Genomic DNA, 12,880 nt, shown 5'->3' on the forward strand with positions numbered 1-12,880 from the left:
AAGGAAACCGCCCGTGAACGAACAACAGAACATATTATTTATCGACCGAGATGGCACTTTGATTGTTGAGCCGCCGATTGATTTTCAAGTAGACCGACTGGACAAACTAGAGTTTGAACCGGATGTGATTCCTAGTTTGCTGACTCTGCAAGCTGCTGGATACAAATTAGTGATGGTCACAAACCAAGATGGATTGGGGACGGATAGCTACCCACAAGTCGATTTTGATGCACCTCACCAAATGATGATGGCAATTTTCGCCTCTCAAGGGGTTAAGTTTGATGAAGTGCTAATTTGCCCGCATTTCGAATCAGAACAGTGCAGTTGCCGTAAACCTAAATTGGGGCTTGTTCGTCAGTATTTGCACAATGGGTTAGTGAATTTTACAAACTCTGCTGTGATTGGCGATCGTACCACGGACTTACAACTTGCAGAGAACATGGCCATTCAAGGCATTCAGTATCACCCAGAGAAGATGAACTGGAAAACGATAGTGAAAGCTTTGACTACTGGCGGTCGTGTCGCTGAAGTGGTACGTCAGACCAAAGAAACGGACATTAAAGTGCGGGTTGATTTAGATACTACTGGGCAAAACAGCATAGCGACAGGTATCGGTTTTTTCGACCACATGTTGGACCAAATTGCGACTCATGGTGGCTTTGAACTATCACTGTCTGTCGATGGCGATCTGCATATCGATGACCACCATACAGTGGAAGATACCGCGCTCGCACTGGGTGAAGCGTTGAAGAAAGCACTCGGCAACAAACGCGGAATTGGCCGCTTCGGGTTTAGCTTACCGATGGATGAGTGCTTAGCACAATGTGCGCTGGATTTATCCGGCCGTCCTTATTTGAAGTTTTCGGCCGAGTTTCAGCGTCAAAGTGTGGGGGATTTTTCCACTGAAATGGTGGTGCACTTCTTCCGCTCGTTAAGTGATGCTTTAGCTTGCACCTTGCACTTATCCTCCTCAGGTAATAATGATCACCATATTATCGAGAGTTTATTCAAAGCATTTGGTCGGACTCTTCGCCAAGCGATAAAAGTGGAAGGTAATGAGTTACCAAGTAGTAAAGGGGTCTTGTAGTGCAACAGCAAAATGTGGTGATTATTGATACTGGGTGCGCAAATGTTTCTTCGGTTAAGTTCGCTATTGAACGACTAGGTTATCAGGTGACGATTTCTTGTGACCATGCGGTGGTACTTGCGGCGGATAAAGTCTTTTTACCGGGTGTTGGCACAGCGCAAGCGGCGATGGAAAATTTGGCGCAGCGCGGATTAGTTGACCTAATTAAACAAATTGAACAGCCTCTACTGGGGATTTGTTTGGGTATGCAACTACTCGGCACTTTATCACAAGAAACGGGCAGTCAAGGTGGGGAGCCAGTTCCATGTTTGGGGATCTGTGAATCACCGATTCAAGCGATGGAGGCGCAAGGGCTGCCTCTTCCTCATATGGGCTGGAATCAAGTGGTGGCGACTGAAGGGCACCCTCTTTTTCGTGGACTTGAGCAAGGCCAATATTTTTATTTTGTGCATAGTTTTGCCATGCCTGTTGGCACGAATACGATTGCTCAGTGCCAATATGGTTTGCCGTTCACTGCCGCTCTTCAGTGTGGCAACTACTATGGGGTTCAGTTTCACCCCGAGCGTTCTAGCAAGGCAGGCGCCAAATTGATTCAAAACTTCTTAGAGTTGTAGCGAGGTTAAGTGATGATAATTCCAGCATTGGACCTCATTGATGGTCAGGTAGTACGTTTGTTTCAAGGTGACTATGGGCAAGTAACCCCTTATCAGGTTAACCCAGTGGAACAATTTCAGCAGTATCAGCAAGCAGGGGCCGAGTGGCTGCATTTAGTGGATTTGACCGGCGCGAAAGATACCTCCGCGAGGCAGCTGGATGTGATTGCGAAGTTGTTATTGGCGACTTCCGCCCATGTGCAAATTGGCGGTGGTGTGCGAACAGAGCAAGATGTAGCAGATTTGCTCAATGCAGGCGCAAACCGCGTGGTGGTCGGCTCAACTGCGGTGCATGATCCAGAACTGGTTAAGCAGTGGATGACGAAGTACGGCGCAGAGTACATCGTGCTCGCCCTCGATATTAATATCGATGAAAAGGGTACACGTCATGTCGCCACCTCCGGTTGGCAAGAAACATCGACCTTGACCATAGAACAACTAATAGCAGATTTTCGCACCGTTGGCCTCAAGCATGTACTTTGCACCGATATTTCCCGTGATGGCACTTTGCAGGGATCCAATGTTGAATTGTATGCCGATTTATGTCGCCTCTACCCCGACGTTCACTTTCAGTCATCCGGCGGGATCGGCTGTCTGCAGGATATCCAAGATTTGCGCTCCACTGGAGTAAGCGGCGTCATTGTTGGTAAAGCTCTATTAGAAGGTAAGTTTAGTGCTGAGGAGGCGATGGCATGTTGGCAAAGCGAATAATTCCCTGTCTTGATGTGCGCGACGGTCAAGTGGTCAAAGGTGTCCAATTTCGCCAGCATGAAATTATTGGCGATATCGTACCGTTAGCACAGCGTTATGCACAAGAAGGCGCCGATGAACTGGTGTTTTATGATATTACGGCATCAAGTGATGGCCGAGTGGTGGATAAAAGCTGGGTCGAAAAAGTTGCTGAAGTAATTGATATTCCATTTTGCGTTGCAGGTGGGATTAAATCTTGCGCCGATGCTGGAGAAATACTGCAGTTTGGTGCTGATAAAGTATCGATTAACTCTCCCGCGTTAGCCAACCCAAGCTTGATTACCGAGTTAGCTGATAGGTTCGGTGTTCAATGTATTGTGGTGGGTGTTGATTCCTATTTTGACCAAGTGACTAGCCAATATCAGGTGTATCAGTTTACGGGTGATGAAAAGCGCACCAAAGCGACGCAATGGCAAACACGAGATTGGCTACAGAAGGTTCAGCAGTTAGGCGCGGGTGAGATCGTGCTCAACATGATGAACCAAGACGGCGTTCGTAAGGGTTATGATCTCACGCAACTTAAGACGATGCGAGAAGTGTGTAAGGTGCCACTAATCGCCTCTGGCGGTGCGGGAGAGATGTCTCACTTTAAGGCCGCTTTCAATGAAACCAACGTGGATGGGGCTCTTGCAGCCTCTGTGTTTCACAAGCAGATCATCAATATTGGTGAGCTTAAACAGTATTTATATAAAGACGGTGTTGAGGTACGGCTATGATGGATGCAGTAGACAGTAATACGCTCATTGAAAAGATTGATTGGGATAAAGTTGATGGGCTCGTTCCTGCCATTATTCAAGACTATCGTTCAAGCCAAGTACTGATGATGGGCTATTTAAACCAAGAGGCATTGGTGCAAACATGCCAAACTCAGCGCGTGACTTTTTTCTCTCGTAGCAAACAACGTCTATGGACTAAAGGAGAAACGTCGGGGAATTATCTTAACTTGAAGGGGATCTCCATCGATTGCGACAATGATACCTTACTGGTGCAAGTTGTGCCCAAAGGGCCGACTTGCCATATTGGCACTACGACTTGCTGGGGCGATTCGCTACAGCAGGAAAGCCAAATGGTGTGGTTAAGCCAGCTTGAAAGTTTGATTGCAGAGCGGAAAAACGCAGATCCGGAGTCCTCTTATACCGCGAGCTTGTACAGCAGTGGCACGAAAAGGATTGCTCAGAAAGTCGGCGAGGAGGGCGTTGAAGTGGCGCTTGCAGCCGCAACGGCAGACAAAGCGGAATTGGTTTGTGAATCAGCCGATCTGATTTATCACCTATTGGTTTTGTTGCAAGATCAGGGGCTATCTCTGAGCGAGGTGATTGATAAACTGAAGCAGCGACACCAATAGAGCGCTTTCAGTTTTAGGGGCCTTAACGTGGCCCTTTTTTGATCCTAACGTTTTGCTTTACTTGGGTCCTTTCTCATCCGGTCTAGTTTAACTTTCGGCAATGACTTCCTTTAGTTTTTCCTCAAAATGAGCAGGCGGATTGCACTCTGGATAATGCACCCTGAGGAGAGTTGGGTATATAATGTTGCATCGTTTATTCCAATAATAATAAGGACTCACATGGCTGGTCATAGTAAATGGGCGAACATTCGCCATCGAAAAGCAGCACAAGATGCCAAGCGCGGCAAAATCTTCACCAAACTTATCCGAGAGATTGTCGTATCTGCAAAAGAAGGGGGTGGTGAGCCTGAAAATAACCCTCGTTTGCGTGCCGCGATTGATAAGGCGCTATCAAACAACATGACCAGAGATACTGTGAACCGCGCCGTTAGCCGTGGCGCTGGAGGAGAAGGTGATGATGGTATGGAAACCGTCATTTATGAAGGTTACGGTCCAGCTGGAACCGCTGTGATGGTGGAATGTATGACAGATAATCGAAATCGTACGGTTTCGGGCGTTAGACATGCTTTTTCTAAATCTGGTGGCAATCTTGGCACAGATGGGAGCGTGAGCTATTTGTTCACTAAAAAAGGAGTGATTTCCTATGCTGCGGGTTTAGAAGAAGACGCAGTCATGGAAGTGGCGCTAGAATCGGGAGCGGATGATATTGAAACGGCGGAAGACGGTGCGATTGATGTATTTACGGAGCCACATGAGTTCGGCAGTGTTAAAGACGCGCTGGATGCAGCAGGTTTTGACGCCTCTCACGCTGAAGTTACCCTATTACCCTCAACGAAAGCCTTGCTAGATGTTGAAAGTGCGCCTAAGCTACTGCGCCTTATCGATGCGTTAGAAGATCTTGATGATGTACAAGAGGTCTATCATAACGGTGATATTTCTCAAGAAGTTGCTGACAGTTTATAACTGACAGTTTACAAAATAATGAAAAAAGATCGAATAGGAGTCAGTGAGTGTCGATAATCTTAGGGATAGACCCGGGCTCACGTATCACGGGGTATGGCGTTATACAGCAACAAGGTAGGCACTTACATTATTTGGGAAGTGGCTGTATCCGTATGTCCGAAAAGCAATTACCTGGTCGATTAAAGCAAATCTATGCCAGCGTAACCGAAATTATTACTCAATTTCAGCCGGATGTTTTTGCTATCGAACAGGTGTTTATGGCAAAAAATGCTGACTCTGCCTTAAAGCTTGGCCAAGCGAGAGGCAGCGCGATTGTGGCAGCGGTAAACGCTGATTTACCAGTTTACGAGTACGCAGCGCGATTGATAAAGCAAGCGGTTGTTGGCACCGGTGGTGCGGACAAAACGCAAGTTCAGCATATGGTGCAGCACATGCTTAAGTTACCGGGTAAACCGCAATCTGATGCCGCTGATGCGCTTGGAGTGGCCATATGTCATGCTAACACCAACAAAACGTTGGTGGCGCTGGCAGGAAAGGCCACAGGCTCTAAGCAAGGGCGATATCGATAACGGTTGGAATCGCGTGTTAAGCCAGTAGAGAAAACTGCCCTGATAACTGATGTGCTAGGTATTTGAACATGTTAAACGCTGCAGGGGTCTGTTTGGTTGGCATTCCCTGCGGGTCGAGAAAACATTCACCTTTGAATATCAGCACGTGATCGCGCTCTTCAACAGTGAATGCACGCATGCCTATTAGATAACTAGGGTGATCTTGGATCAACTGATTTGCAATCATAAGCAAGGAGCTAGGATCGATGGGCTGAGGATGGTTCATGTTAACTCCCATGTATTTATTTGATTCAGGCATGTGGTTTTTGACACAGACTAGTGTTTACTTACTGCACAACTGAGATTCAACCAAGGATAAAGATGTTTGGCTTTGTGATGAACAGCACGCTTTATTGCTCTATCTTAGTCAGGTAGAGTATAACAAGTCTACTCTTTTGCCGTTATTATCCTAACCCAGTTGTATAAGAACGGTGCCATTTTGACGTTTTATTGTTCGTTCAGTCCAGTCGGATTGAAATTAATTTTCTAAAAAGATATTGATCTTCTAGAATTCAGGCTCGATATTAAAAAAGAATTCATATTTTGGTACGTTGTGCGATAAATCATGCACAGTGATGAAAGGCGTTTAAATCTATTATGGGTAAATCACTCGTTATCGTGGAGTCTCCAGCGAAGGCAAAAACGATAAATAAATATCTTGGTAAAGACTACGTCGTAAAGTCCAGTGTTGGACATGTGCGCGATCTTCCAACTGCCGGCCAGTCTACTGGCAAAAAAGCTGCAGCGGTCTCGACAAAAGGCTTGAGCCCAGAAGAAAAAGCTCGCCTAAAGAAAGAAAAAGACCGTAAATCCCTAATTAAGAAAATGGGAATCGACCCATATAATGAGTGGGAAGCCAACTATCAAATTTTGCCCGGCAAAGAGAAAGTCGTAGCGGAGCTGCAAAAGCTCGCAGAGGACGCAGATTGCGTTTACCTCGCGACCGATTTGGACCGTGAGGGAGAAGCGATTGCATGGCACCTACGCGAAATCATTGGTACGGAAGGCACGGAATACAAACGCGTTGTGTTCAACGAAATCACCAAAAATGCGATTCAACAAGCTTTTGAATCACCCGGTGAGTTGAATATCGATGGAGTGAACGCGCAGCAAGCTCGTCGCTTCATGGATCGCGTTGTGGGCTTTATGGTCTCTCCGCTTCTGTGGAAAAAAGTCGCGCGTGGTTTGTCTGCTGGCCGAGTTCAATCCGTTGCTGTTAAGTTGCTGGTTGAGCGAGAGCGTGCCATTAATGCTTTTATTCCAGAAGAATTTTGGGATATTCATGCGGACACCACAACTCCAAATGACACGGCATTTCGTTTGCAGGTGTCGCAAAAAGATGGCGTTGCCTTCAAGCCAGTTAACGAAGCTCAGGCTACGCAATCTGTCGCGATACTAGAGAAAGCAAATTACGAAGTTTGCAAGCGAGAAGATCGTCCAACGTCCAGTAAGCCGTCAGCACCGTATATCACTTCTACCTTGCAACAAGCCGCCAGTACGCGTCTTGGTTATGGGGTGAAGAGAACGATGATGCTTGCACAGAGACTGTATGAAGCGGGCTACATCACTTATATGCGTACGGACTCAACCAACCTCAGCTCAGAGGCTGTAGACGCGGTACGTGAATTCATTAACAGTGAATTTGGCGGCGAGTATCTACCAGAAAAGCCAAAAGCCTATGGCAGCAAAGAGGGCGCTCAAGAGGCGCACGAGGCTATTCGCCCATCGAGCGTGGAAGTGAAAGCTGACGAGCTGCAAAACATGGAGGCAGACGCTCACAAGTTGTATGCCTTGATTTGGAACCAGTTCGTTGCTTGTCAAATGACAGCTGCGAAATACGATTCTACGACTGTAAGTGTGAAAGCGGCAGAGTATACCTTGAAAGCTAAGGGTCGCATCCTCAAGTTTGATGGTTGGACTCGTGTACAGCGCCCACTTGGTAAGAATGAAGATCAAATTTTGCCAGCAGTGCAAGTTGGCGACAAGCTAACCTTGTCTGAGCTCGATCCAAAGCAACACTTTACTAAACCGCCAGCGCGCTTCACTGAAGCGGCCTTGGTGAAAGAGTTAGAAAAGAAAGGCATTGGCCGCCCATCGACGTATGCATCGATCATTTCCACGATTCAAGATCGCGGTTATGTGCGTGTCGATCAGCGCCGTTTTTACGCTGAGAAGATGGGTGAAATTGTTACCGATCGTCTTGATGGCAGCTTCAACGATTTGATGAACTACGACTTTACTGCTCGTATGGAACAAAAGTTAGACCAAATTGCAGAAGGCGAAGCGAATTGGACAGGAGTGCTTGATAATTTCTTCGCCGATTTCACTGGTGACTTAACCAAAGCCGAAGAAGACGAAGATCAAGGCGGTATGAAGCCTAACCATATCGTGGAGACAGACATTGAATGTCCAACGTGTTCTCGACCAATGGGAATTCGTACCGCATCTACGGGGGTATTCTTAGGTTGTTCAGGCTATGCGTTGCCACCGAAAGAGCGCTGTAAAACTACGATTAACCTTGGTGATGAAGAAGGCATTATCAATGTTCTGGAAGAAGACGTTGAAACTGCCGCACTACGAGCGAAAAAGCGTTGTCCAATTTGTGAAACTGCAATGGATGCGTATTTGATAGACGAAAAACGCAAAATGCATGTCTGCGGTAATAACCCGAACTGCGAAGGCTATGTTGTCGAACATGGTGAATTCAAAGTGAAGGGCTATGATGGACCCGTAGTCGAATGCGACAAGTGTGGCTCTGACATGACGTTGAAAAATGGTCGTTTTGGTAAGTATATGGATTGCACCAATGATGACTGTAAGAACACTCGTAAGATCTTAAAAAATGGTGAAGTGGCACCGCCAAAAGAAGATCCTGTGCATTTCCCTGAATTGCCATGTGAGAAATCAGATGCGTACTTCGTTTTGCGAGATGGCGCATCGGGCCTGTTTATGGCTGCGAGCAACTTTCCAAAGTCGCGTGAAACTCGCGCACCGCTAGTGGGCGAACTGGCGCGCTTTAAGGAGCGTTTACCGGAGAAGTTCCAATACCTAGCAGATGCACCGACGGAAGACCCAGATGGTAAACCAACGGTCGTTAGGTTTAGCCGTAAATCGAAAGAGAACTACATTCGTTCAGAAGTCGATGGCAAACCGTCAGGTTGGACTGGGTTATACGTTGATGGTAAATGGGAAATTACCGATAAGCGTAAAAAGCCGAAAAAAGAATCTTAAAAAATTAGTTTTCGAAAGCCACCGTTATCGGTGGCTTTTTTTTTATATTTTTGTCACTTAGGGGAGCTAATATTGGTCTGCTGAGGTTTATTGATAATAAAATCGTCAAAGTGACTAGTTATTCATCATTCAGATGGCGTGATGAGTGGTGGATTAATATCTTTGATGTATCGGTAGTAAGCCTTTATTGATATATAACATTATGATTTCAAGAACTATATTTCCATTGTTGTTATCGAATTTTTTGCGAGACAAGTGCTTCATATAAAGGTATTGTATTCTTAGCATGTGACGGATCATGCATATTGTGCAGGATAATTATCTGCGATTTAGTCTGATCCGCACATCATCGCGACGTAATGCGCACAAAATGAACATTTAGTGGGCTGAAAGGATAAGAGTGCTTTTTGGTAATACTGGTAGCTGAAGGTGATCACGCCAGTGAAAAGAGCTCTTTAAACAATAAAAAGACATGGAGATAAGAAATAATGGCTGGTGTATTAGGTATGATTCTCGCTGGTGGAGAAGGTTCACGTTTAAGACCACTAACGCAGTCGCGAAGCAAGCCCTCAGTGCCATTCGGTGGTAGTTATAGGCTGATCGATTTTGCATTAAATAACTTTGTTAATGCCGGTTTAACTCGAATTTACGTTCTCACTCAATTTAAGTCCCAATCTTTGTTCCATCATTTAAAACAAGGTTGGAATATTAACGGCATCACAGATCAGTTTATCGACCCAATTCCAGCACAAATGCGCACTGGCAAGCGTTGGTATGAAGGGACGGCAGATGCGATATATCAAAACTTACGTTTTATGGAACTGGCTGAACCTGAGCATGTATGTATCTTTGGTTCGGATCATATCTATAAAATGGATATCGACCAATTTCTTGAGTTTCATAAGCAAAAGAAAGCCGCGCTAACCGTTTCAGCCCTGCGTGTGCCTTTGTCGGAAGCGACACAATTTGGTGTAATCGAAGTGGATCATGATGGACGCATGATTGGCTTTGAAGAAAAACCGGAGTCGCCAAAATCAATTCCGGGTGACCCAGAGCATGCGCTTGTTTCTATGGGCAATTATGTCTTTGAAGCCAACTCGCTATTTTCTGAGCTGATTGAAGACGCGGATAAAGAAGATTCTTCGCATGATTTTGGTAAAGACATTATCCCGAATATGTTACCGCGTGGCGACGTATTTGTTTATGATTTCAGCACAAACCGTATTACAGGTGAGAAAGAAGAAGTTTACTGGCGCGATGTTGGTAGCATCGATTCTTACTGGCAGGCTCACATGGATCTGTTAGAAAAAGATGCGCCTTTCTCTTTATACAACCGTAAATGGCCATTACACACATACTACCCGCCACTACCCCCTGCAACATTTAGCGATTCTGAAAATGGACGCGTTCAGCTTATCGATAGCCTTGTATGTAACGGCAGCTATGTACGTGCATCTCGTATTGAAAAGTCTGTATTAGGGTTCCGCAGTAATATCGCTTCTTGTTGTGATATTAGCGAAAGTATCTTGTTAGGCGATGTGAAAATCGGTGAAGACTGTGTATTACGCCGCGTTATCTTAGATAAAGACGTAGAAATCGCACCGGGAACCAAAATTGGCGTTCACTTAGAAGAAGACAAACAGCGCTACCATGTGTCTGATGAAGGCGTGGTTGTGATTCCAAAAGGAGCGAAAATTGGTTTCTAATAGTTTATCGGTACTTTTTGTTGCCTCAGAAGCTGAAGGCTTGATAAAAAGTGGCGGTTTGGCTGATGTTGCAAAAGCGCTTCCCGAAGCTCTACGACAATTAGACCAAGACGTGCGTTTAACCATCCCAGCTTATCGTAATGTAGCGCACGTCGAGAGTGCGGAGGTGGTACTCGATACACATTTGGATGTGTGGCCGCACACTAAATATAAGATTTTGTCGCTTGAGGTGGCAGGATTGCCGACATACCTTGTCGACTGCCCGCAATATTTTGATCGCCAAGAAATGTACGCGGAAAACAATCAAGCCTATAGCGATAATGGCGAGCGATTTGCCTTTTTCAGTGCGGCTTGCCTCGATATGTTGCCAAAACTTGCGTTCAGGCCAGATGTCATACATGCCAATGATTGGCATACGGGACTCGTCCCTTACTTGCTAAAAAATCGCTATCGTGACCATCACTTTTATACAGGTATTAAAAGCGTTCTTAGTATCCATAATGCGGTGTTTAAAGGTGTGTTCAGTTACGAAGAACTGCACTGTTTAGTTGAATTCCAGTCGCGATTTGTACCTGAGGCTGCGATCAGTTCAACCCATGTCACTATGTTGAAAGCTGGCGTAATGAGCGCTGACAAGATCAATGCAGTCAGTCCAAGTTATGCCGAAGAGCTAAAAACAGAACTCGGTGGGCATGGGATGCACCGCGAGTTTATTGATCGCCAGCGTGATTTGGTGGGGATCTTAAACGGCTGTGATTATTCATCTTGGAACCCGAAAACTGACGAATTCTTACCAATGGCATACTCTAGTGAAGAAGCGAGTATGGTCAAAGGCAAAGCAGCGTCGAAGCATGCGTTGCAGAAGGAGTTGGGCCTAGCGGAACGTGAGGTGGCAATGTATGGAATGGTTTGCCGTTTAACTTCGCAAAAAGGTTTGCATTACTTGCTGCCAATTTTGGATAAGTTTCTAAAGCATGATGTGCAGCTGGTTATTGTTGGCACGGGCGATCCAACGCTTGCTAGCCAATTACAAGAAATTTCTGCAACGCATCGTGATAAGTTTGTTTTTGTGGAAGCCTATAGCAACCGCTTAGCGCACTTAGTTGAAGCGGCTTCAGACTTTTTCTTAATGCCTTCTGAGTTTGAACCTTGCGGTTTGAACCAGATCTACAGCATGGCGTATGGCACATTACCTATTGTTCGTGGTGTCGGTGGGTTGAAGGACAGTGTGAAAGATTGTGATGAATATTCAAACGAAGCGACAGGTTTTGTTTTCTACCAGCCAGAACCCAATGACTTGCTGCTGACGTTGCAACGCTCTTTGCTTTTGTATGCACAATGCCCCCAAGATATACAAAAAATGCAGTCCTACGCGATGACACAAGATTTCTGTTGGAAAAAAGCCGCGGAGCAATATTTGTCTTTGTATTTGAGTGCTTAACTGCTATTTGAAATATTAAACTGAAAGGCGCCTCTGGCGCCTTTTTTTGGTTAGTGCTTCATCGTGTTGACGCTTCGTAGGAGAAAGCTACTGAGTGTTTTGGTATTGATGTATAAGCTTTTTGGTCGGGGGAGGGAGAGCGGTCGAACCATGATACTTCTTTATGATCTCTAAATAATGTCCGTTATTGATAATGACCTTCAAACCTTCCTTGAAAGTGTTTGCCAACTCTTTTTGATTCTTGTGTAGGATAATATCAGCGCTCGCCGTCTTTAGCGCTTGCTCCGAGATAGTGAATGCGCTTCGATCTTGGTCATTGAGTTCGCCGATGGCCTGCCAGCCAACAACCGCTGGAGCAACGAACATATCTATGCGCTCTCGTGTTAGCAGCTGTGCGGTTTGTTGAAAGCTTGAGACGAAGTAGGGGGTTATCTCAGCTTTAGTAAGCATGGGAGATAGTACGCCGCCAAGCACATATCCGATACGGTAACGTTTTAGTTCACCAAGACTGTCATAGTGGACGCCAGTAGGAAAATGCTTTTTGAGTGCGAATAGGTTCATCGTTGTGTAGTAAATTGGGATGAAAATGAGTTCTTGGTTTTGCTGTGAGTTCTGGAACCAATCAAATCCACCTTGAGCGATGCTCGATTTCTCTTTGTCCATTGCCCAGCTAATTCTGGCGATAGGGTAGGTGACATATTCTATTTGTATATTTTGACTATGAAATGCGGCTAGAACGATGTCGGATAAGATTGTATTGTGCGTTCCAACGAGAGGGGGGTGCTCAGTGGTGATGATTCTAACTAGTGGCTTGGCTGTTTGAGCGTATACATTCGGTGTGCATATAATCACGACCGACAATAAAATGCTATTGGCGCATTTTCTGGAAAAGTACTGTAGGGAACGTAAGCCTGACATAGTGTCCTCAATAACGATTAAGGTCTGCTGACCGTAAAGGCTTCAGACCCTAATAGTGTGGACCAAGTTTTATCAGACTGTCGTGAAAATTTAGGCGAATCCTAGCCAAACGTAGCTGGAAGTAGGTCTTCTCATCAAAGTCAGCTGGACTCGATTATCCGAGCTGTTTAACTAATAA

At 45.6% G+C, this 12,880-nt stretch carries 12 protein-coding genes; 10 read left to right on the forward strand and 2 right to left on the reverse strand.

The window, feature by feature from the left end:
• Nucleotides 1-13: 13 nt before the first annotated feature.
• The 7 genes from hisB (at nucleotide 14) to ruvC (ending at nucleotide 5,367) form a co-directional block, all read left to right on the forward strand.
• Nucleotides 14-1,087 carry a bifunctional histidinol-phosphatase/imidazoleglycerol-phosphate dehydratase HisB gene (hisB, locus tag L4C34_RS02010; protein WP_428787662.1) on the forward strand — a complete coding sequence of 358 codons (1,074 nt, stop codon included), beginning with the start codon at nucleotides 14-16 and terminating at the stop codon, nucleotides 1,085-1,087.
• The gene (gene hisH / locus L4C34_RS02015) at nucleotides 1,087-1,701 is read left to right on the forward strand and encodes an imidazole glycerol phosphate synthase subunit HisH (RefSeq protein ID WP_428787663.1); all 615 of its coding nucleotides are present in this window, start codon (nucleotides 1,087-1,089) and stop codon (nucleotides 1,699-1,701) included. Before hisB ends, hisH begins: the two co-directional genes overlap by 1 nt.
• A 12-nt stretch (nucleotides 1,702-1,713) precedes the next feature.
• Nucleotides 1,714-2,451: a 1-(5-phosphoribosyl)-5-[(5-phosphoribosylamino)methylideneamino]imidazole-4-carboxamide isomerase gene (gene hisA, locus L4C34_RS02020; protein ID WP_428787777.1), complete on the forward strand. Its 738-nt coding sequence runs from the start codon at nucleotides 1,714-1,716 to the stop codon at nucleotides 2,449-2,451.
• On the forward strand, nucleotides 2,433-3,206 hold the full coding sequence (gene hisF / locus L4C34_RS02025; RefSeq protein WP_428787664.1) for an imidazole glycerol phosphate synthase subunit HisF: 774 nt from the start codon (nucleotides 2,433-2,435) through the stop codon (nucleotides 3,204-3,206). Before hisA ends, hisF begins: the two co-directional genes overlap by 19 nt.
• A complete protein-coding gene (gene hisIE, locus L4C34_RS02030) occupies nucleotides 3,203-3,835 on the forward strand; it encodes a bifunctional phosphoribosyl-AMP cyclohydrolase/phosphoribosyl-ATP diphosphatase HisIE (RefSeq protein ID WP_428787665.1) in 633 nt (210 codons plus the stop codon). The genes hisF and hisIE overlap by 4 nt, the downstream gene beginning before the upstream one ends.
• A gap of 219 nt (nucleotides 3,836-4,054) precedes the next feature.
• A complete protein-coding gene (locus tag L4C34_RS02035; RefSeq protein ID WP_428787666.1) occupies nucleotides 4,055-4,798 on the forward strand; it encodes a YebC/PmpR family DNA-binding transcriptional regulator in 744 nt (247 codons plus the stop codon).
• A gap of 47 nt (nucleotides 4,799-4,845) precedes the next feature.
• Nucleotides 4,846-5,367 carry a crossover junction endodeoxyribonuclease RuvC gene (ruvC, locus tag L4C34_RS02040; RefSeq protein WP_428787667.1) on the forward strand — a complete coding sequence of 174 codons (522 nt, stop codon included), beginning with the start codon at nucleotides 4,846-4,848 and terminating at the stop codon, nucleotides 5,365-5,367.
• Nucleotides 5,368-5,383: 16 nt separating this feature from the next.
• Here the strand turns inward: ruvC and L4C34_RS02045 are convergent, their stop codons facing one another.
• Nucleotides 5,384-5,632, reverse strand: coding sequence for a DUF2498 family protein (locus tag L4C34_RS02045; protein ID WP_428787668.1), 249 nt, complete (start codon nucleotides 5,630-5,632; stop codon nucleotides 5,384-5,386).
• 371 nt (nucleotides 5,633-6,003) lie between these two features.
• Here L4C34_RS02045 and topA point away from each other — a divergent pair, with 371 nt between their 5' ends.
• The 3 genes from topA to glgA all read left to right on the forward strand — a co-directional run bounded on the left by topA (nucleotide 6,004) and on the right by glgA (nucleotide 11,784).
• Nucleotides 6,004-8,637 (forward strand): type I DNA topoisomerase, encoded by a 2,634-nt coding sequence (topA, locus tag L4C34_RS02050; protein WP_428787669.1) that lies wholly within the window; start codon nucleotides 6,004-6,006, stop codon nucleotides 8,635-8,637.
• A 488-nt stretch (nucleotides 8,638-9,125) separates the two neighbouring features.
• On the forward strand, nucleotides 9,126-10,343 hold the full coding sequence (gene glgC, locus L4C34_RS02055; protein ID WP_428787670.1) for a glucose-1-phosphate adenylyltransferase: 1,218 nt from the start codon (nucleotides 9,126-9,128) through the stop codon (nucleotides 10,341-10,343).
• Nucleotides 10,333-11,784: a glycogen synthase GlgA gene (gene glgA / locus L4C34_RS02060; RefSeq protein ID WP_428787671.1), complete on the forward strand. Its 1,452-nt coding sequence runs from the start codon at nucleotides 10,333-10,335 to the stop codon at nucleotides 11,782-11,784. The genes glgC and glgA overlap by 11 nt, the downstream gene beginning before the upstream one ends.
• 87 nt (nucleotides 11,785-11,871) lie before the next feature.
• On the opposite strand, the gene L4C34_RS02065 is transcribed toward glgA, so the two are convergent.
• Nucleotides 11,872-12,702, reverse strand: a complete 831-nt coding sequence (locus tag L4C34_RS02065; protein WP_428787672.1) for a substrate-binding periplasmic protein — start codon at nucleotides 12,700-12,702, stop codon at nucleotides 11,872-11,874.
• Nucleotides 12,703-12,880: the final 178 nt, after the last annotated feature.

Source organism: Vibrio profundum, assembly GCF_050337555.1.
Taxonomy (GTDB): domain Bacteria; phylum Pseudomonadota; class Gammaproteobacteria; order Enterobacterales; family Vibrionaceae; genus Vibrio; species Vibrio profundum.

Coding starts and splice junctions, on each gene's coding strand:
- hisA (WP_428787777.1), top strand. CDS start 1,714: ATGATAATTCCAGCATTGGACCTCATTGATGGTCAGGTAGTACGTTTG.
- hisF (WP_428787664.1), top strand. CDS start 2,433: ATGTTGGCAAAGCGAATAATTCCCTGTCTTGATGTGCGCGACGGTCAA.
- hisIE (WP_428787665.1), top strand. CDS start 3,203: ATGATGGATGCAGTAGACAGTAATACGCTCATTGAAAAGATTGATTGG.
- L4C34_RS02035 (WP_428787666.1), top strand. CDS start 4,055: ATGGCTGGTCATAGTAAATGGGCGAACATTCGCCATCGAAAAGCAGCA.
- L4C34_RS02045 (WP_428787668.1), bottom strand. CDS start 5,632: ATGAACCATCCTCAGCCCATCGATCCTAGCTCCTTGCTTATGATTGCA.
- topA (WP_428787669.1), top strand. CDS start 6,004: ATGGGTAAATCACTCGTTATCGTGGAGTCTCCAGCGAAGGCAAAAACG.
- glgC (WP_428787670.1), top strand. CDS start 9,126: ATGGCTGGTGTATTAGGTATGATTCTCGCTGGTGGAGAAGGTTCACGT.
- L4C34_RS02065 (WP_428787672.1), bottom strand. CDS start 12,702: ATGTCAGGCTTACGTTCCCTACAGTACTTTTCCAGAAAATGCGCCAAT.